The organism is Nocardioides sp. Root140, from assembly GCF_001426745.1.
GTDB lineage: Bacteria > Actinomycetota > Actinomycetes > Propionibacteriales > Nocardioidaceae > Nocardioides.
Genome location: NZ_LMFI01000011.1, coordinates 143,884 through 161,823, shown reverse-complemented (window position 1 = coordinate 161,823; position 17,940 = coordinate 143,884). Strand labels below are relative to the sequence as shown.

General features: G+C 69.4%; 20 protein-coding genes. 9 read left to right on the top strand and 11 right to left on the bottom strand.

Going from position 1 to position 17,940, the window contains the following annotated elements:
* Window positions 1-2: 2 nt before the first annotated feature.
* From ASD30_RS19355 to ASD30_RS19320, 8 genes are all read right to left on the bottom strand, one after another.
* The gene (locus ASD30_RS19355; protein ID WP_056685680.1) at window positions 3-1,358 is read right to left on the bottom strand and encodes an MFS transporter; all 1,356 of its coding nucleotides are present in this window, start codon (window positions 1,356-1,358) and stop codon (window positions 3-5) included.
* 295 nt (window positions 1,359-1,653) lie between these two features.
* Window positions 1,654-2,904 carry an alpha/beta hydrolase gene (locus ASD30_RS19350; protein ID WP_056685677.1) on the bottom strand — a complete coding sequence of 417 codons (1,251 nt, stop codon included), beginning with the start codon at window positions 2,902-2,904 and terminating at the stop codon, window positions 1,654-1,656.
* On the bottom strand, window positions 2,901-3,146 hold the full coding sequence (locus ASD30_RS19345) for a hypothetical protein (protein ID WP_056685674.1): 246 nt from the start codon (window positions 3,144-3,146) through the stop codon (window positions 2,901-2,903). The genes ASD30_RS19350 and ASD30_RS19345 overlap by 4 nt, the downstream gene beginning before the upstream one ends.
* A 2-nt stretch (window positions 3,147-3,148) precedes the next feature.
* Complete coding sequence (locus ASD30_RS19340) at window positions 3,149-3,823, bottom strand: VOC family protein (RefSeq protein ID WP_056686075.1); 675 nt, start codon at window positions 3,821-3,823, stop codon at window positions 3,149-3,151.
* A 26-nt stretch (window positions 3,824-3,849) separates the two neighbouring features.
* Complete coding sequence (locus tag ASD30_RS19335; protein ID WP_056685670.1) at window positions 3,850-4,602, bottom strand: maleate cis-trans isomerase family protein; 753 nt, start codon at window positions 4,600-4,602, stop codon at window positions 3,850-3,852.
* A 149-nt stretch (window positions 4,603-4,751) separates the two neighbouring features.
* Window positions 4,752-5,441 carry a TetR/AcrR family transcriptional regulator gene (locus ASD30_RS19330; protein WP_056685666.1) on the bottom strand — a complete coding sequence of 230 codons (690 nt, stop codon included), beginning with the start codon at window positions 5,439-5,441 and terminating at the stop codon, window positions 4,752-4,754.
* 44 nt (window positions 5,442-5,485) lie between these two features.
* Window positions 5,486-7,021 (bottom strand): FAD-dependent monooxygenase, encoded by a 1,536-nt coding sequence (locus ASD30_RS19325; protein WP_056685663.1) that lies wholly within the window; start codon window positions 7,019-7,021, stop codon window positions 5,486-5,488.
* Window positions 7,018-8,718, bottom strand: coding sequence for an AMP-binding protein (locus tag ASD30_RS19320; protein ID WP_082564027.1), 1,701 nt, complete (start codon window positions 8,716-8,718; stop codon window positions 7,018-7,020). Before ASD30_RS19320 ends, ASD30_RS19325 begins: the two co-directional genes overlap by 4 nt.
* A 120-nt stretch (window positions 8,719-8,838) precedes the next feature.
* On the opposite strand from ASD30_RS19320, the gene ASD30_RS19315 reads away from it, so the two are divergent.
* Window positions 8,839-10,080: an MFS transporter gene (locus ASD30_RS19315; protein WP_156393719.1), complete on the top strand. Its 1,242-nt coding sequence runs from the start codon at window positions 8,839-8,841 to the stop codon at window positions 10,078-10,080.
* 34 nt (window positions 10,081-10,114) lie between these two features.
* Here ASD30_RS19315 and ASD30_RS19310 read toward each other — a convergent pair whose 3' ends face one another.
* Both ASD30_RS19310 and ASD30_RS19305 read right to left on the bottom strand, forming a co-directional pair.
* On the bottom strand, window positions 10,115-11,059 hold the full coding sequence (locus ASD30_RS19310) for a glycoside hydrolase family 16 protein (protein ID WP_056685657.1): 945 nt from the start codon (window positions 11,057-11,059) through the stop codon (window positions 10,115-10,117).
* A 98-nt stretch (window positions 11,060-11,157) separates the two neighbouring features.
* Window positions 11,158-11,835 (bottom strand): winged helix-turn-helix transcriptional regulator, encoded by a 678-nt coding sequence (locus ASD30_RS19305; RefSeq protein WP_056685654.1) that lies wholly within the window; start codon window positions 11,833-11,835, stop codon window positions 11,158-11,160.
* 158 nt (window positions 11,836-11,993) lie between these two features.
* Here ASD30_RS19305 and ASD30_RS19300 point away from each other — a divergent pair, with 158 nt between their 5' ends.
* The 8 genes from ASD30_RS19300 to ASD30_RS19265 all read left to right on the top strand — a co-directional run bounded on the left by ASD30_RS19300 (window position 11,994) and on the right by ASD30_RS19265 (window position 17,552).
* Window positions 11,994-12,806, top strand: coding sequence for a class I SAM-dependent methyltransferase (locus ASD30_RS19300; RefSeq protein WP_056686069.1), 813 nt, complete (start codon window positions 11,994-11,996; stop codon window positions 12,804-12,806).
* A 139-nt stretch (window positions 12,807-12,945) separates the two neighbouring features.
* Window positions 12,946-13,332 carry a YbaB/EbfC family nucleoid-associated protein gene (locus ASD30_RS19295; RefSeq protein WP_056685651.1) on the top strand — a complete coding sequence of 129 codons (387 nt, stop codon included), beginning with the start codon at window positions 12,946-12,948 and terminating at the stop codon, window positions 13,330-13,332.
* A complete protein-coding gene (locus tag ASD30_RS19290; protein WP_056685648.1) occupies window positions 13,332-13,685 on the top strand; it encodes a type VII secretion target in 354 nt (117 codons plus the stop codon). The genes ASD30_RS19295 and ASD30_RS19290 overlap by 1 nt, the downstream gene beginning before the upstream one ends.
* On the top strand, window positions 13,675-14,529 hold the full coding sequence (locus tag ASD30_RS19285) for a PPE domain-containing protein (protein WP_056685645.1): 855 nt from the start codon (window positions 13,675-13,677) through the stop codon (window positions 14,527-14,529). The genes ASD30_RS19290 and ASD30_RS19285 overlap by 11 nt, the downstream gene beginning before the upstream one ends.
* Window positions 14,516-15,304: a hypothetical protein gene (locus ASD30_RS26720; protein WP_156393718.1), complete on the top strand. Its 789-nt coding sequence runs from the start codon at window positions 14,516-14,518 to the stop codon at window positions 15,302-15,304. The genes ASD30_RS19285 and ASD30_RS26720 overlap by 14 nt, the downstream gene beginning before the upstream one ends.
* A complete protein-coding gene (locus ASD30_RS19275) occupies window positions 15,301-15,879 on the top strand; it encodes an HD domain-containing protein (protein WP_056685640.1) in 579 nt (192 codons plus the stop codon). The genes ASD30_RS26720 and ASD30_RS19275 overlap by 4 nt, the downstream gene beginning before the upstream one ends.
* 21 nt (window positions 15,880-15,900) lie before the next feature.
* A complete protein-coding gene (locus tag ASD30_RS19270; protein ID WP_056685637.1) occupies window positions 15,901-17,073 on the top strand; it encodes a cytochrome P450 in 1,173 nt (390 codons plus the stop codon).
* Window positions 17,070-17,552 (top strand): nucleoside deaminase, encoded by a 483-nt coding sequence (locus tag ASD30_RS19265; protein WP_056685634.1) that lies wholly within the window; start codon window positions 17,070-17,072, stop codon window positions 17,550-17,552. The genes ASD30_RS19270 and ASD30_RS19265 overlap by 4 nt, the downstream gene beginning before the upstream one ends.
* Here the strand turns inward: ASD30_RS19265 and ASD30_RS19260 are convergent.
* Complete coding sequence (locus ASD30_RS19260) at window positions 17,549-17,821, bottom strand: DUF4031 domain-containing protein (protein ID WP_056685631.1); 273 nt, start codon at window positions 17,819-17,821, stop codon at window positions 17,549-17,551. The genes ASD30_RS19265 and ASD30_RS19260 overlap by 4 nt on opposite strands.
* Between the last annotated feature and the right edge of the window lie 119 nt (window positions 17,822-17,940).

The following is a 17,940-nucleotide window of genomic DNA, read 5'->3' as shown; positions in this document are numbered from 1 at the left end:
GTTCACAGCACCCCCAGGGAGTTGTTCGAGGAACGACCGCCCGACGTCGAGGCCGTGTCCCCGGACTCCTCTCCCTGAAGGAGCGGGCGGCGGTACGTCTCCGGCAGGGCCAGCACCAACAGGAAGACCAGACCCGCAACCACGGCGAGGTAGATCCCCGGCGCCACCTGGAGTCCGGTGCGACTCACGAGGAAGGCACTCACGAACGGACCGGTGCCGGCAAACAAGGCGTAGGCGATGTTGTAGCTGATGGAGATGGCGCTGTACCTGGTCCTGGTCGGGAACAGCTCGACCTGGGCCGCGACATAGGGCGCCGCGAAGAGAGCCAGGCCAACCCCGATCACAAGCTGGCCCAGGATGGCGTTCGTCAGCCCGCCAGCCGTGAGCAGGTGGAAGCCGGGGACCACCAGCACGGCCAGGGTGGCGGCACCTGCCGCCATCAGGGGCCGACGGCCGACCCGATCACTCAGCAGTCCGGCCAAGGGCACGACGGCCATGACCACGCCGAGGACGACGAAGTTGGCGAGCAGCGCGGTCGTCCGGGCCAGGCCGACAGTCTCGGTCAGGTAGGTGACGAGGTAGGCGGTGAGCAGGTAGAACGCAAGACCGTTCAGCGCCGAGAGCCCGAACACGAACGCCATGCCCCGGAGGTTGCTGCGGATCGCTCGAGCGGCGGGCGCCTGCTCGACCTGGTCCCGTTCCTGAACGGCCAGGAAAGCCGGAGTCTCCTCCAGACGACGGCGCAGGTAGAGGCCGATCACGCCGAGGACCCCGCCGATCAGGAACGGCATGCGCCAGCCCCAGCCGGCGTACGAGTCGGCAGACATGGAGCTGGTGACCAGGAGCACGGTGAATGCGGCAGCCATCGCCGGCAGGATGTTCATGACGACCGTGCTGCTGAGCCACAGACCCCGGCGGCCTTCGGGGGCGTACTCGGCGATCAAGGCGAAGGCACCCGCGTTCTCACCGCCCGCCGAGAAACCCTGGACCAGTCGGCACAGGAGGAGGAGCCCGGGCGCCAGCAGGCCGATCGAGGCGTAGGTCGGCAGGACGCCGATGCACATCGTGGCGCCGCCCATGAGCAGTACGACGAGGGACAGGGTGTTGCGGCGGCCGATCTTGTCGCCGAGGTTGCCGAAGAAGTAGCCGCCGAACGGCCTCACCACGAAGGCGACGCCGAACAACCCGAAGGTCGCCAGCAGCGCGGCCGAGCGGTCCTGCTGCGGGAAGAACAACGTGGCGATCACCGGTGCGGAGTATGCGTACACGATGAAGTCGAACCACTCGACGAACACTCCGATGGAGCCGGCGAGCAGCGCCCTCCGCCGGTGGGCGACGCCGTCATTGGTCACGGTCATGGTCTGGACACCTGTCACTTTGAACGTTTGCCCTCACGTGCCGTCGCCCCCAGAGAGTCAATCGCGACGACACCGTGCCGCTCCATCGGGAAGCCGGTCTCGGGCCCGCCCGGTCGGTACACCGTTCCGCGGCGTCCGACCTTGTGGCGAGTACCACAATGAACCACCCATTACGGACATGTCAATACTTCGACACGACTGTTTCGGGTGGATTGCGGCACCCCTGGGGACGCAGACACGAATGACCCGGCTCCAGATCTGGAACCGGGTCATTCTTCGTCAGGACGGGTGCGCGTCAGACAGGCAGGAAGGCCTCGCTGGGGAATCTCTCGCCGGCCCAGCGGGAGATCTCGCGGCCGGCGAGGGTGGCGCCGGAGGACATCCCTTCGTGGAGCGGTGCCCCGAAATGCCGGCCCGGGGTTCGGACCAGGCTGACGTCCTCGTGCCCGAAGAGGCTGGCGAATCGCTTGGCGTCGTCGGGGAAGCAGGCCTGGTCACCGGTGAGTTCGACGACGAGCGTCGGCACCGGGACACCGGGCGCGCAGGCGGCGAGGTCTGCCCGGCTGGTGTTCGCCGACCAGGTCGAGAGCCACGCCTCGGGCGTGGTCAGTCGACCGAACCCGACGATCCCGTAGTTCGTGAGGTCGGGGCGGTGCCCGAACAGCGAGCCATAGGGGCGGTCATTGGGGTCGAGCCTCGGATCGACGGCGCGAAGGTCGGCGTCGGTGCGGTGTACGACGATGACGCCGCTCGCCAACGACGTACGCCGATCTGCGGGGTCCTTGGTCTGGGCGTAGCGCCGGCGAGCATTTCGAGCCGACTCGACCCGCTCGAACGCGATCGAGTCGATCCGGGCGATCCGGGCCTGCTGGGCCGCCCGGTAGCTCTCGATGAACTCCACCGTGTAGGACGAGGGTTGGGGCGCGGGAGCGAATCCGTTGTCAGGGTTGTACGGGTCGAGCGACGGGTCCACCGAGAGCGGGTCCGACTCGTCGGTCACCGAGGGGTCGATGACACGCTGCAGGAGCGCACCCTGCCCGGGATGTGGAGCCATCAGCGCGAGCCCGTCGGCCAGTGGCATCTCGGCCTCGCCGAGCGGGACGGACTTGCCCCCGGGAGTCGCCTGCACACGCTGCCCCGGCGCCAGCGCGGCCTGTTGGAGATAGAAGGCAGCGAGGGCCGCACCACCGGAGTGGCCGACCGAGAGGACGCTCTCGAAACCCGATTCACGCAGGAAGACGTGGCCGGCCGCCATGTCGAGCAGAGCTTGCTCGTGCAGCAGGCTGAGGTCGTTCCCGACGGAACGACTGCCCTGGGTCCACACGGCGAAGCCGTGGTGCAGCAGCTCAGGGACCAGGACGTGGTGGGAGAAGTCCTGGCGGGGGTGCATGAGGAAGGCGACGGTCGTGGCCCCGGGCACCGTGCGCAGCAGACCACTCACGGTGGCGCCGTCACTGGTGCGCAGCTCGTGCGCGGTGACCCGGGTGGGCTCGGGAAGATCGGCGGGGGCGATGTAGCGTCCGTCACCGAGACGCGCCGGCCTCATCGGGACTCCACGCGCAGGGCGTCCTTGTCGTGCTGGGTGACCACGGAGGCCTCGAGGCCGGAGACTGCGCTGTACCAGACCGCGTGCCGGACTCCGGTTGCCCTGCGGTCGATGACGATCGGGCCGTTCGCGGTCAACCTGCAGTAGGGGCCGACCCGGTCGACCGTGCAGGTGGGGTCGTCGGCGGCGACCCGGATGACGCCTTCGTTCTCGGGGACCTCCAGGACGTAGAAGCGAGCCATGGTCACACCTCCACCGATTCGCGCCAGGCTGGGTTCTCGTTCTCCCAGTCCCCTGCCTTCTCGACAATGAGCTCGGCCTTGCGGGTCAGCAGCTTGTCCATGGACGGGTCCTCGCCGGCGGCCACGTCACAGAGCGCCTCGATGGTCAGCGCGGCGTCCAGGTCCTCCTGGAGGGTGACCGGCCGGAGCTGTCGCGTGATCTCGAGCATGTAGCCGTTGGGGTCATGGGTGTAGATCGACTCGATGGTCTCGTGCATCACCTGCATCTCGACGGGCCACTCCGACTCGTCGAGCCGGCTGCGGTACTCCAGAAGGTCTTCCTCGTCGGAGACGTTGAGGGCGATGTGCCGCGAGTTCTTGAAGAACTCGGGCGTCTCATGGGGAAGCCGCGCCCAGGCGTCGCCGGGGGCCGACTGGTCACCGGCCGGTTGCCAGCCGAAGTAGTAGAAGAAGGCCAGCCGATCACCGTTGCCGATGTCGAAGAAGAAGTGGATGAAGTCGGGGTGCTTCTCAGGGCCCCAACCGGCGGCACAGATCGAGTGGACGACCGGGAACTTGAGAACGTCACGGTAGAACCGGACGGTGCCGACCGGGTCGAACGTCGGGAACGCTGCGTGGTCGACGCCGCGGACGCGGTGGACGGCCTTGGGGGCCGCGGGCTCGGTGGTTTCGGACATGCTGATCACTTCCTCAAGGTGTTCGATCAGGAGACAGGCACGGCGGCGTCGGCGCGGAGCAGGGAGCCGGCTCCGGGAATGTCGACGGGCAGGCCGAGGCTGCGCAGGATGCTGTACGCACCCGCAGTGGCGGCTGACAGGACAGGGAGTCCGAGCTCGTCCTCGGCCACCTGCACCAGGTCGAGGGACGGCATCTGCACGCAGCAGGAGATGACGAGTGCGTCCGCGTCACTCAGGTCGAGACCCCGCGCCGCCTCGAGGACTCGCTCACCGGGGATGCAGGCGACCTCGGCGTTGTCCGCCACCTCGAGCGCACGCCAGTCGACGACCTCAATGCCCTCGGCCTCGATGTAGTCGACGACCTGACGGGCCAGCGGCAGCATGTACGGCATCACGAGAGCGACGCGTTTGGCGCCGGTCTCCTGGAGGGCCTGGAGGAGCGCGCCGGCACTGGAGAGCACCTTGGTGGGTGAGCCTCCGGAGCCGAGCTGTTCGGCGATGCGGAACTCCGCATCGCGATGGTGGCCCGGGCCCATCGCCATGATCGCGACGAGACAGGCGTAGAGCACCACGTCCGTCCCGGCGTCCCCGATCTCCAGGACGCAGCGCTCGCGCTGGGCGTTCATCGCCCGCAGCTGCTCGGGCGTCACCGAGTGCATCCGCATCCGCGTCGAGTGGAACGAGAAGTGCTCGCCCGCCCGGCTCAGCAGCAGCGGGATCTCGGTCTCCACGGTGACGTTCGTGCTGGGCACGATCAGGCCCACGCGGTTGATGGTCATGGCATCTCCTAGGTCGTCTGGGTTCACTCTAGTCGGTCGTGTCAATATTTCAACACTTGTGTCCACATGGGTGTGCGTGAACACCGCCGGCGCCGGTGGGCGAGGCGGTTCTCAGCAGCCGGGCAGAACGCCCCGGACTGCCGTGGGGATCAGCGGGCGGGCGCGATCCGGTCGAGCAGGACGCGGATCTCGTCGACGGTGTCTGCGGTGTGGGGACGAGGTGCCGAGGTGTCGGCGACCAGCATCGCGGTCGCAAGATCAATCACGGTGGCCACGACAGCCTCGACGTCGGACCCGCGGGCGAACCACCACGCGACCCAGTTGCACATGCCGAGGAGGCTGAGCGCCGTCGTACGCGGATCGACCGGGCGGAACTCACCGGCGTCGATGCCGGCCTCGATCACGGCCGTGACACCGCGCAGGACCCTGCGCTTCGCGTCTCGGTGCTGCGTCCCGACGGGCTCCGGGAGGACTGTCTCGGAACGGTCGAGGATCCGGAACTGGGCGGGGTGTTCCGCACGCTGGCGCACCATCAGGCCGACCACGTCCACGAGCTTCTGGGTGGGCAGCAGGTCATCGCGCGCCGAGAGGTTGTCCAGGACCTCTCCCAGGCCAAGGCTCACCTGCTCGACCAGGATCGAGAGCAGCTCTTCCTTGCTGCTCACGTAGTGGTAGAGCGCCGGGCGCGAGATGCCGAGCGCCTGGGCGATGTCGAGCAGGCTCGTGGACTCGTAGCCCTTCTCGGCAAAGAGCTCAGTGGCCTTGTCGAGAAGTTCGGAGGTGACCAGTTGGCGACTCAGACCACTGCGCGTCGTCTTGTCCGCCGATGCCTTCGCCATGTGGGGAGTGTAGCGAGCCGTCCGGGTCACGACGCCGCCCCGCGTCACCGGGTCACCACGAAGTCGGCGCGGCCCGCCGCGACGGCGGTGGCCGCCAGGGAGGTGGCCGCAACGGGGACCTGAACGCCGATCGGCCGGCTCAGCTCCATGCGCAGCCGCTCGGCGAGATCGACCCGCGCGGGCACGGCATCGGGAGCGTCCGGGCCGGTGAGCAGGATCGGCAGGTCGTCCGAACCACGCATCCTGGACACCAGCCGATCCGCAGCCTCACTCCACACGTCCGGCTCGCTCCACCCGATCTCGCGTACCGCGGCGGCAACCTTCAGTCCGTCGCGTGACACGGAGCGTCCGGCCAGTTCCATGCCGGGGTGATCCAGTGGCTGTGCCAGCACCCAGCCCTCGAGCTCGCCGGCCTGATCCGGGACGTTCTCCCCCAACCAGGCAAGGGCCCTGCGAGCAGCCGGGAGCTGCTCCCCCGCGTAGTCGCTCAACATCAGGTTCCCGGAACGCGTCATGTACGAGAGCGCCAGCCGGTCCGCAGACCATTCGTGGCGGTGGCGGTAGCTGTCCCACCACGCCTGGCTGCGGTGGGCGAGCTTCTTGAACCGCTCCACGGAAGGTCGCCGTGCACCCTCGTACGCCGCGAACGCGTCAGCCACGGACGCCTCGCCGACCAGCGCTTCAGCGAGCGCAATGGCATCCTCGAGCGCGAGCTTGGTGCCCGAACCGAGCGTGTAGTGCGCAGTGTGGGCGGCGTCCCCGAGGAGAACCACGTTCTCGTGTGACCACGTGTCCAGGGTCAGGTTGGTGAACCGGCTCCACCTGGTGCGGTTCGTGAGCAGCCCACGACCGCGAAGATCCGAGGCGAAGACCTCCTCGAGCAGGGCGACACTGGCCCGGTCACTCTCGCCGGGTTGAACCTGCCGGTCGAAGTCCTCGAGCCCCGAGTCCCGCCAGGTGAGGTCATCGACCTCGATGAGGAACGTGCTGCGGTCGGGCGAATACGGGTAGGCGTGGGTGACGAAGAGACTGTCGCCACGCCGGGCGGCCGAGAAGTACGCCGAGTCCACGGCGAAGTCGGCGCCACACCACACGAAGCGGGACCGACCGAGCCGCGAACGTACGCCGAACTCGGCGGCGTACTTGTCTCGCGTGGCACTGGTGACGCCGTCCGCCGCGACCACGACGTCAGCATCCAGCGAGGTCGCGTCAACGCGCACGCCACGCCGGATCTCGACGCCTACGGCCATCGCCGCATCGGTCAGGATCTCCAACAGGCGAGCGCGCCCGATCGCCAGGTTGCGAGCACCGTGGAGAGGGACGATTCCGTCGTGGCCGTGCAACCTGAGCTCATGCCCGACATGGCTGGCCTCCCTCACCCGCTCGGCGGTCTCCGGATCCGCGGATCGCAGGTTGCGCATCGTCGACTCCGTGAGACCGACACCGAACCCGAAGGTCTCCGCGGTGCCGTCCATGCGTTCGTGCACCACGACCTCGAGGGCGGGGTCGGCGCGCTTCAGCAACCTGGCGAAGTACAGACCCGCCGGACCACCGCCCACGACTGCAACCTTGCGGCTCATCGCACGACCCCCTGCTCAGCCGCCATCCGGCTCTGGATGTCCTCACGGAGGGCCTTCTTCGAGACCTTCCCGACATTCGTCAGCGGCAGAGCGGTGACGATCTCCACGCGCTCGGGGAGCTTGTACTTCGCCAGCCCGAGTGCGAGCAGATGCGCTCCGAGGGAGGCGACGTCGAGTGGCTCCGCGTCGTTCTCGAGCACGAGGTAGGCGCACCCACGCTCGCCGAGCACCAGGTCCGGCATGGCCACCAGGGCAGCCGTGGTGACTGATGGATGCTGGACGATCAGCTCCTCGACCTCCTCGGCATGGATCTTCTCGACACCACGGTTGATGACGTCCTTGATCCTTCCCTCGATGGAGTAGAAGACGCCATCGGGCGTCACGTGGCGCCGGGCGAGGTCACCGGTGCGATAGAAGCCGTCCTCCGTGAACGAGGTCCGATTGTGGGCCTCGGCTCGGTAGTAGCCGCGGATCGTGTAGGGACCTCGAGCGGCGAGCTCACCGATCTGGCCGTCCTCGACCTCGTGCTCCCCGAACGTGTCGAGGATCCGGATCTCGTCGCCCGGGGAGATGGGAGCACCCACCGTGTGGTGGCTCACGGCCTCCCCCGCCGCTTCCGGCGTCAGCAGGAACATGCCCTCGGCCATCCCGAACATCTGCCGAACCCTGATTCCGAGCTCGTCGCGCAGCCTCTCGGCCACCTCGACCGGGAGCTTCTGCCCGCCGACCACGAACTCGCGGACGCCGCCGAGATCGGCAGCATTGGCCCCCGGGGACTCCAGCAGCCGGATGGCGAGCGCCGGAGGCATCATCGGAAGCACGTCGATGCGGTGCTGGGTGATCAGCTCCAGAAGACTCTCGATGTCCGCTGACGGAGCAAGAACCAGTTGCGCCCCGGCCAGGATCGCCGGCTGGACCGCCAGCGAGATGCCGGCGTTGTGCATCACCGGCAGCGGGTAGAGCAGGCGACTCTCGGGGCCGTAGCCCATCGCCTGTGCCCAGGCCAGGGAGTTGTAGGCGTACTCCTCGTGCAGCCTGGGCGCCACCTTGGGCAGGCCCGTCGTACCGCCGGAGAGCTGGAAGACCGCGATCCCGTCGGGGTCGGACAGCAGCGCCACCATCGCCGCCGGATCCGCGTCCGCGCCCGCGTCAATGACCTCGCCGTACGACGTGGCACCGGCGAAGGCTGTTCCTCGGGCGACGACGACGTCGCGGATCCGCCCCTCGGCCTGCAGGTGTTGCGCCTGGGCTGCCAGCCTGCCTCCGCCGAAGTCACCCTGGGTCAGGAGGACCTGTGCGCCGACGTGCTCGGCGAGAAGGCCGATCTCGCGAACGCCGTGCTGGGGAAGCGTGCACACCGGGCGGGCTCCGGCAAGGAGGCAGCCGAGATAGGACACGATCGTCTCGGCGACATTGCCCATCTGGAACATGACCGCGTCGCCCGGTCGAACGCCCACCCGCCGACTCAGCCCCGCTCCGAAGCGAGCCGCCTCGGCGAACATCTCGGCGTAGGTCCACGTGACCTCGGGCGTGACCAGGGCGACCCGGTCGGCATGCGACTCGGCGGCTCGGAGGAGTACGTCGGGCAGAGTTCGCCCGGTCCACCACCCCTTCTCGCGATAGGTCTCACGACTAAGGGCGTCGAAGGGAACCAGGCCCGTCTCCGGAGTCGGCAACTCGTTCACCAGTGCTGTCATGCCGATCACGGTAGACCGACCCCACTCGACATGTCAACGTCTATGTCAAAGTATTGACAGTTGTGTAACCCGAGGCGCAGGGTGGTGCTGCTCACACCTGACCCGACCTTGGAGTTCGCCATGAACGCTCCCGGAAAGACAACTCCCGCCACGACGAACAGACCGATGGTGGTGCTCATCTGCTTCGCCGCGATCATCTTCGACGGCTACGACCTGATCATCTACGGATCGACCGTTCCCTCCCTGCTCGCCTACGAGGAGTGGTCGCTCTCCCCCGCAGACGTGGGAGCGATCGGGGGCTACGCACTCCTGGGCATGCTGTTCGGGGCTCTCGCGTCCGGCCCGCTCACCGACCTCTTCGGCCGGCGCAAGCTGTTCCTCGGCTGCCTGACCCTCTACTCGGTCACCATGCTCGCGGTCGCGGCCGCTCCCGACCCGACCACCCTCAGCGTGCTCCGGTTCGTCGCGGGTCTCGGTTTCGGAGGCATCGCCCCCGTGGCGATCGCGCTCGTCGTCGAGGTCGCGCGACCTCACGAGCGCCAGCGCCTGAACGCGATCATGCTCGCCGGGATGCCCGTGGGCGGCATGATCGCGGCCTTCTCCGCGCTGGCACTCCTCGACGACTTCGGGTTCCGTGGACTCTGGGCGTTCGGCGGTCTCGCTCTCGTCACCGTGCTCCCGCTGGCCTGGGTCTTCATCCCCGAGACTTCCACCGCGACCCCCAATCGCAGGACGGTCCAGCGCACCCGCCAGCTCACCAACGTTCGCGCCGTTGCCGCACTTGTCGCGTTCTCGGTCGCCAACTTCGCGGGCTTCCTTCTGGTCTTCGGTCTCAACACCTGGCTTCCCCAGCTCATGCGGGCAGCCCACTACGGTCTCGGATCGGCCCTCGCGTTCCAGTTGCTGCTCAACGTCGGCGCGGTGGTCGGCGGCATCACTGGATCGACGATTGCCGATCGGCTCGGCGCTCGCCGCGTGGCGACAGTGATGTTCCTGGTCGCCACGGCCTCGGTCGTCGTCATGGCCTTCACCCCGCCGACAGGCGTCCTCGCTGTGGCAGTCTTCGCCGCCGGGGTCGGCTCGATCGGCACGCAGATCATCGTGTTCGGCTACGTGGCGACGTACTTCGACGCCGAAGTACGCGGTACGGCTCTCGGCGTGACCACAGGGATCGGCCGACTCGGCGCGGTGTGCGGCCCGACGGTTGGCGGCATCCTGCTGACCAGCGGACTCGGAAACGCGTGGGTGTTCGGGTTCTTCGGCGCCGTCGCAGCCGCGGGCGGACTCGCCTGCCTACTCGTCCCCCGCAGCGCCCCGGCCGAGGTCGTATGCGCCCGGACAGGAGCACTGTCGGCATCCTGATCGTCCAGTTCGTACGTCGGCTGCGTGTGCGGTGTCAGCGCCACACCTTCACGTAGTCGACGTACGTCGTGGCCGGCAGCGGTGCGTCCGCGGGCAGGGCATTGGTGCCGTGGCCGAGGGCCTGGGTCAGGGCGACCATGAACGGCGAGTCGAACGGCGCGTACGGCACTGTCGTGTTGTCGGCCTGGTAGTTGTCGACCAGGCACACGTCGCCGTTGACCAGGATCGTGAGTCGGCCGGGCTCCCACTCGAGCGTGTAGGTGTTGTACGCCGACTGGTCGATGACGCAGTTGTACGACGTCACCACGTTGGTGCTCGTGAGCCGGTTCACCGTCGCCGGGTCATAGCTGTAGTGGATGCGCGGGATCACGTGGTCGGGGTGCAGGCTGTAGAACTCCGCGAAGTCGATCTCCCCCGAGTCCGGATGGGGGCCGTACTTCGTGGGGTTCACCGGCCACAGCCACAGCGTCTCCTGCAGGCCCTGGATTCGGCTCGCCGGAATGCGGGCCCGCACCTCGAAGCGCCCGTTGGTCTGGCTGAACCGACCATGGGTGGAGACCATGCCGGCGGCGTACTTCGTGGAGAAGGGACTGCTCGCGTTGCAGGTGAACGCGGTCGCCTTCCGCACCACCGACAGGCGCAGATTTCCGCCTGCCACCCTCACGGTGGACGGCGAGTCGAGGTAGCACGCGCGGGCGCCGCCGGGCTCGCCCGTGGTGAAGTTGCTGGTCGCGGTCCGCTGCACGATCCACTTGTCGGTGTTCAACGCACTGGTGGAGAACGTGTCGACGAACGTGCAGGTCCACGGCTGGCCGTCCGGCTTGAGCACCGTGGCTCCACAGGCCCCGGCCGCGACGGCGGCGCGCACACTCGTGCGTGCCACGGCTGGGTCGCCACCGTTGGCCATCGGCGTGCCCAGGAACGCCACCGCAAGGGCGGCGGCGCCGAGGCCGATCCGCCGGAACATCTGTGCCTTCATGGGTCTCACACCTTCGCTCGACCCTCCCGCCCAGAAGGATTCCAGAAGATGGCGCGTCTGGACAGTCCCAGCCCACGACCTGCCCTGCGATGACCGGGTCAGGCCGGCCGGGGCACGGCGGCCAGCTGCATATGGCCGAGCCAGCGCGGGACCTGCCCCACCACGGAGGTCGGACCGGTCACCGACGCGGCTCCGGAGCGCAGCGCGTCGACCCACCCCCGGTCGCCACGCCAGATCTCGGTCAACGTGCGCAGCCCGGCCCTGATCGTGGCATCGACGTCGAAACCCGGGTCGTAGTCGCAGACGTCCGCCTCGGCGCCACTCACGACCAGCCACCATCGCGCCACCCGCGGCGCGACGTCGTCCAGCTCGAAGGCCAGCACCGTGCGCTCGCGCGGCCACGCGTCGACCGGCACGGTGCGCCGGATGTCCCACATCAGCAGGTGCGGGTCGAGGTCCTCGGTGCCGAGCTCGCCGATCCAGCGCACGCCCCACGCACCGAGCGCCTCCACGATCGGGCGCAGCTCCTCACCGCTCTCGGTCAGCCGGTAGCTGGTGCGGCCCGCGGCGTCACCCGTGCGCCGTACGACGCCCACCCGCTCGAGGGTCCGCAGCCGCTTGGAGAGCAGCGCCGGCGACATCTTCGGGTTCCCCCGGCGCAGCTCGTTGAAGTGCGTGCTGCCCGCCAGCAGCTCGCGGACGACGAGCAGCGTCCACCGCTCGTCGAGGATCTCCATCGCCTTCGCGACAGGACAGAACTGGCCGTACGACGTCATCTGGGCTCCCGGTGCTCGAACCCCCTCGACCAGTACACCGCCGTTCCGGGCACCGCACCAGTACAGATCGTGAACCCGCGGTGGTTCAGACCTGGGACTGGTCGTACGACGACCGCGCACGGACGCTGGAAGCACCACCGACCAGCAAGGAGAACACCATGACAGTCACCCCCGACCTCAAGGCGAAGCACCGGGCGATGTGGGCGCTCGGCGACTACCCGTCCGTGGCCACCGACGTGATCGCGGACCTCGGCGAGACCCTCGTCGCCGCCACCGGAATCACCGCCCGCGACACGGTGCTCGACATCGCCGCCGGGTCCGGAAACGCGTCCATCCCCGCGGCCCGCACCGGCGCCACCGTGGTTGCCAGCGACCTGACCCCCGAGCTGCTCGAGGCCGGACGGGTGGAGGCCGCCGACCAGGGACTCGAGCTCACCTGGGAGGTCGCCGACGCCGAGGACCTGCCCTACGCGGACGGCCGGTTCGACGCCGTGATCTCCTGCGTCGGCATCATGTTCGCGCCGTTCCACGAGAAGGCCGCCGCCGAGCTGCTGCGGGTGACCCGTCCCGACGGCCGGATCGGGCTCATCGCCTGGACGCCGGAGGGCTTCATCGGCCAGATGTTCGCCGCGATGAGGCCCTACGCTCCCCCGCCGCCGGCCGGTGCCACCCCGCCCCCGCGGTGGGGCGACCCGGAGCATGTCGCGTCACTGCTCGGCGACGGTGTGTACGACGTACGTGCGGAGCGGCGCGACCTCGTCGTCGACGCGTTCGCCACCCTGGAGGGCTACCGCGAGTTCTTCAAGGAGCGCTACGGCCCGACGATCGCGGTCTACAGGGCGATCGCCGACGATCCGGTGAAGGTGGCCGCGCTCGACGAGGCCCTGGCTGACCTGGGCCGCAGGCACCACCGACCCGACGCGACGATGAAGTGGGAGTACCTGCTGGTCACGGCGCGACGATCCGGGTGAGCGCGGCGCCGGCCAGCATCGACCCTCACGTTTCAGACTTCACGACCGGGGAAGTGATGGGTCACTACGATGTTGGTCGGCGCCCGCTCGGGGAGCCCACGGCCGATCGTCACTCGGCACACCACACGTGGAGGCATGCATGACCGTTCCACCCGGCCTGCCGCCGGATCAGGCGATCCAGGCGATGATGAAGCAGGCCTCCGAAGCCGCGGCACGTGCCAAGGTGGCCGGCGAGGAGATCTCCGCCCTCGAGGTCTCGGTGACCTCACGCAACAAGGCCGTCACGGTCACCGCCGGCAGCGGCGGCATCCTCAAGAGCGTCCGCCCGGGCTCGGCCGCGTCGAACATGACCGCGGTGCAGATCTGCGAGGCAGTGATGCAGGCCTACGCGTCGGCCGCACGTCAGGCCGCCGAGCAGGCGTCGGAGATCATGGGCCAGGCGCTCGGCAGGGACACCCAGGCGATGCGGAAGATGCGCGAGGCACTGCCGCCCGACCCCGACGCGGACGAAGAGGGCGACCGCTGATGTCGGGCGGGTTCTACGTCGACCACACGGCCCTCGCCGCGAAGTCGAAGCAGGTGGAGGCGGTTGCCGGCCAGGTCCGCGACTGCAAGGACGCCTCCGAGACCGTGGGGGTGGGCGGGCTGATCTACGGCGTCATCTTCGACCCCACCGCGCTGCCGATCCTCAACAGTGCCCAGAACAACTACACCGAGCTGATCGGCACCGCAGCCGACGTCGGCGACTCGATCGCCCAGGGACTCCAGTCGAACGCGAACTCCTACCAGGCAGCCGAGACGGCCCTCCAGGAGGCGATCGACAAGATGAACGGCGAGGTCGAGAACGTTCCGAACCCGGGTGGTCCCTATGGCTGCTGAGGACCTGATCGTCGGCGAGGAGTCCAAGGGCTGGGCCGAGGGCGCCGGCATCCTGAGCTCGATGTCGAACCTCTACGGCGACTTCACCTCCGACAGCGACGCAATGGACTTCACCATCGACGGCGTCTCGGCCGGACTCGACGTGCTCATCACCGTTGTCGACCCGTTCGGCGCCGCGATCTCGGCCGGCGTCGGCTGGCTGCTCGAGCACGTGCCGTGGATCAGCGACCTCTGGGACCGGCTGGCCGGCGACCCGGGTGCGATCCAGGCCGTTGCCCTGACCTGGGACAACATCTCGACCCAGCTGGGCACCTCGGCCGATGCCTTCAACGACCTGGTCAGCGGCATGTCGAACTGGACCGGCCCGGCCGCCCAGACGTTCTTCAAGGCCGCCACCGACTACGACACGATCCTGCGTGGCGTCGCCGGCGAGACCCAGACGATGTCCTACTGGATCACCGGCATCGGCGCCGTCGTCGCCGCCCTGCGCGAGGTCTGCTACTGGGTGATCGCGAGCTGGCTGCAGCCCCTGATCATCGAGGCCCTGGCCGCCCTCGCCGCGTCCTGGGTCAGCTTCGGCTCGAGCATCGCGGCCTTCCTGGCCTGGATGACGATCTCGACGTCCATCACCTACGGCATTCTGGGCGAGAAGGTCGCCGCCGCCTCGGTCAAGGTGGCCGAGATCTACGCCAGGATCGGCGTCCTGCTGGCCAGTGCCGAGGCCGGTGCGCGCACCGGCCGGGCCGTCTCGCAGGGCCTCATCAAGCTGGCCGAGCAGGCCGACCAGTACGCCAAGCCGATCATCGCCGGTGGATCACACGTCAACAACCGTGACGAGGACTGACCGGGTCACGGGGCTGCGACGATCCGTGCTGGCACGGATCGTCGGTCCCGACCTGCTGCAGGTGCTGGTGCTGACCGTGGTCGTCATGATGACGGTCCTCGTCGTCGCGCTGAGGCCCTCGGTCACCGACCCGGCCTTGCTGTCCTCCCTGGGGATGGGCGTCGTGGCCCTCCTCTTCCTCCTGGCCGGCGCGACCGGTGGCGCCTCGGTCGGCCCCGAAGGTCTGCGCTGGAGGCTGCGCATCCCGGTCAAGGCCTCGTGGTCGCCGCGGAGCCCGATCGAGTTCCGCGAGATCAGCTACGGGCGCTATCTCCGGCCTGGTCCGCTCTCGCCGCCCGCGCTGCTGATCCGGGTGCGTGGTCCGGTGCAGCCCACCTGGTTGCCCCTCTCCACCCACGTGGTCGCCCCGGCCGCGACCCGCGCCCCCGGCACCCCCGACCTCGACTTCGCCCGCTCCGTGGTCGAGCACGCCCGGGCCCACGACGTGCCGGTCGAGGTCACCAGCCAGCGCTGGGCCGCCCTGCTGGCCGGCGCGGGCGTCGTGCTCACCGACGCCGAGCTGCAGACCGACCGGCGCCATCGGCCCACCAGTCGTCGGACCCGCGTGACCGGCGCTGTCCTCCTCGTCCTCGCCGTCTGCGCGGTCGCCCTGGCCGCCACCGGCTGGCAGCTGCCCGACGTGGGCGAGCGCATCGTGCTCGGCGTGCTCGGCGCGGTGATGCTGGTGCTCGGCCTCTCGCTGACGTTCCTGGTCAAGCCGGCAGCCGAAGAATGACCTCCGACCTGCACTGGCCACTCCCGGACCGCACCGCGCTCCGGGACCGACTGCTCGCCGCCTGGTCGACCGACCGCGGCTACCACGACCTCCTCCACCTGACCGAGGTGCTGGACCGCCTCGACGAGCTCGGCGCGAGCGACAACGTCGAGGTCGTGCTGGCGGCGTGGTTCCACGACGCGGTCTACGACGACTCCGGCGACAACGAGGAGCGCTCCGCCGTGCTCGCCGAGCACGAGCTGGCGGGTTCCGGCGTCGACGTCGCCGAGGTGGCCCGTCTGGTCCGGCTCACCGAACGCCACCGGCCGGAGGCCGGCGACCACGACGGCGAGGTGCTCTGCGACGCAGACCTGGCCATCCTCGCCGCTCCCGCCGATCGGTACGCCGACTACGTGGCCGGCGTACGACGGGAGTACGCGACCGTGCCCGAGCCGGACTTCCGAGCCGGACGGGCCGCCGTACTCCGTGACCTGCTGGCCAAGCCGACGCTGTTCCACACGGCGTACGCCCGCGCGCACTGGGAGCCCGCGGCACGCGCCAACCTGTCCCGCGAGATCTCCGCGCTCGAGTCCTGACCACGGGCCTACGCTGACCCCGTGAGCTTCGACCTGAGCGACCCGACCTTCGACGTCACCTCCCCCGCGGTGCATGCCGCCCGCGACGAGGACTGGTACGTCGAGACCAACCTCGGCTGGGCCGTCCTGCGCCACGAGGAGGCCAGTGCCCTGCTGAAGGACCGCCGGTTCCAGCAGGGCAATGCGAAGTGGCCGGCGCAGAACGGCATCCACTCCGGCATGTTCTCCGACTGGTGGAAGGAGACGCTGCTCAGCCTCGAGGGCGAGGACCACTCGCGCCTCCGCCGGCTGCTGATGCCCGCCTTCCGCAACAAGACCATCGCCGCGATGCGGCCCCGGTTCCAGGCGCTCGCCAACGAGCTGATCGACGGCTTCGCGCCCCGCGGCGAGGTCGAGTTCGTGAGCGAGTTCGCCGAGCCGTACGCCGCCCGGATCATCTGCGTGCTGCTCGGGCTCCCGGAGGACGACTGGGCCCAGGTCGCGCACTGGGCCGACGACCTCGGCGCCAGCTTCAGCATCGACGTGGCCAACCAGGTGCCCCGCATCGAGGCCGCACTCGACGGCCTCCGTGACCATCTCGACGCGGTGGTCGCCGATCGTCAGGCCAACCCGCGCGACGACCTGGTCACCACGTTGCTGCAGGCCCAGGAGACCGACGGCAGGCTGAGCCGGCACGAGCTGAGCGTGTCGCTGGTCTTCCTCGCGTTCGCCGGTATGGAGACCACCCGCAACCAGCTGGGCCTGGCCCTGCAGACCCTGCTCGCGCACCCCGACCAGTGGCGGCTCCTGGGCGAACGCCCCGACCTCGGCAGCCAGGCCGTCGAGGAGGTGATGCGGGTCAACCCGACCGTCACGTGGGTCACCCGCGAGGCGATCGAGGACGTCGACTTCGGCGGCCTGCACATCCCGAAGGGCGGCATCGTGCAGATGCTGTCGCACGCCTCGGGGACCGACCCGCGGGCGGTGCCCGACCCGAGCTTCGACATCACCCAGCTGCGGACGCCGCACCTCGGCTTCGGGTCCGGCGTGCACCACTGCCTGGGGCACTTCGTGGCCCGCACCGACATGGCCGTGGCGCTGCCGCTGCTGGCCGGCCGGATGCCCGACGCGGTGCCCGACGGTCCCGGCGAGTGGATGCCGGTCTCGGGCAACACCGGGCCGCTGAAGTTCCCGATCAGGTTCACCGCCTCATGACCGCCGAGCTGAGCGCAGTCGACCTGGCCCACCTGCGCCGTTGCGTCGAGCTGGCCGAGCAGGCCCTCGACGCAGGCGAGGAGCCGTTCGGCTCGGTGCTGGTCGGCCCCGGCGGCGCGGTCCTCCAGGAGGACGTCAACCGCACCTCCGGTGGTGACCAGACCCGGCACCCGGAGTTCGAGCTGGCCCGCTGGGCCGCTGCGCACCTGAGCCCCGAGGACCGCGTCGGATCTACGGTCTACACCTCCGGCGAGCACTGTCCGATGTGCGCCGCCGCCCATGGCTGGGTCGGCCTGGGCCGCATCGTCTACGCCGTGCCGACGGCCCAGCTGACCGAGTGGCGGTCGGGCTGGGGTGCCCCTGACTCGCCGGTGACGCCGTTGCCGGTCGGCGACATCGCGCCCGGAGTCGTCGTACAGGGTCCGGCCCCGGAGCTCGAGGAGCAGATGCGCGCGCTGCACCACCGCTCGCTGGGCTAGTCGCGTCGCTCGGCGGCCTTCGGCCGACGCAGCCCGGCGGCCCGCAACCGGGTGGCGATCTCCCGGCTGCGCACCGGTACGGCGCCCGCGGCGACGGCGTCGTCGTAGTACTCGGCGGGTACGTCGTAGTGGTCGCGGTCGAAGCCACGCTCCGGGACACCGAGCGCCCTGGCGAACGCGTGCAGCTCGTCGTAGGAGGTGTCCGAGGCCAGGTGCGACCACAGGCGTCCGCGCCACGGCACGCTCGGCGGGTCGATCAGCACGGTCACCCCCACAGCATGCCCGATCGGCTGCGACTGAGGCCGAGAGGCCGAGTCCCCCAGCCCGAACGGACCATCCAACATGCAGTTCGCCGACTTCGGCGCAGTCTCACGCTCAACATCCGGGC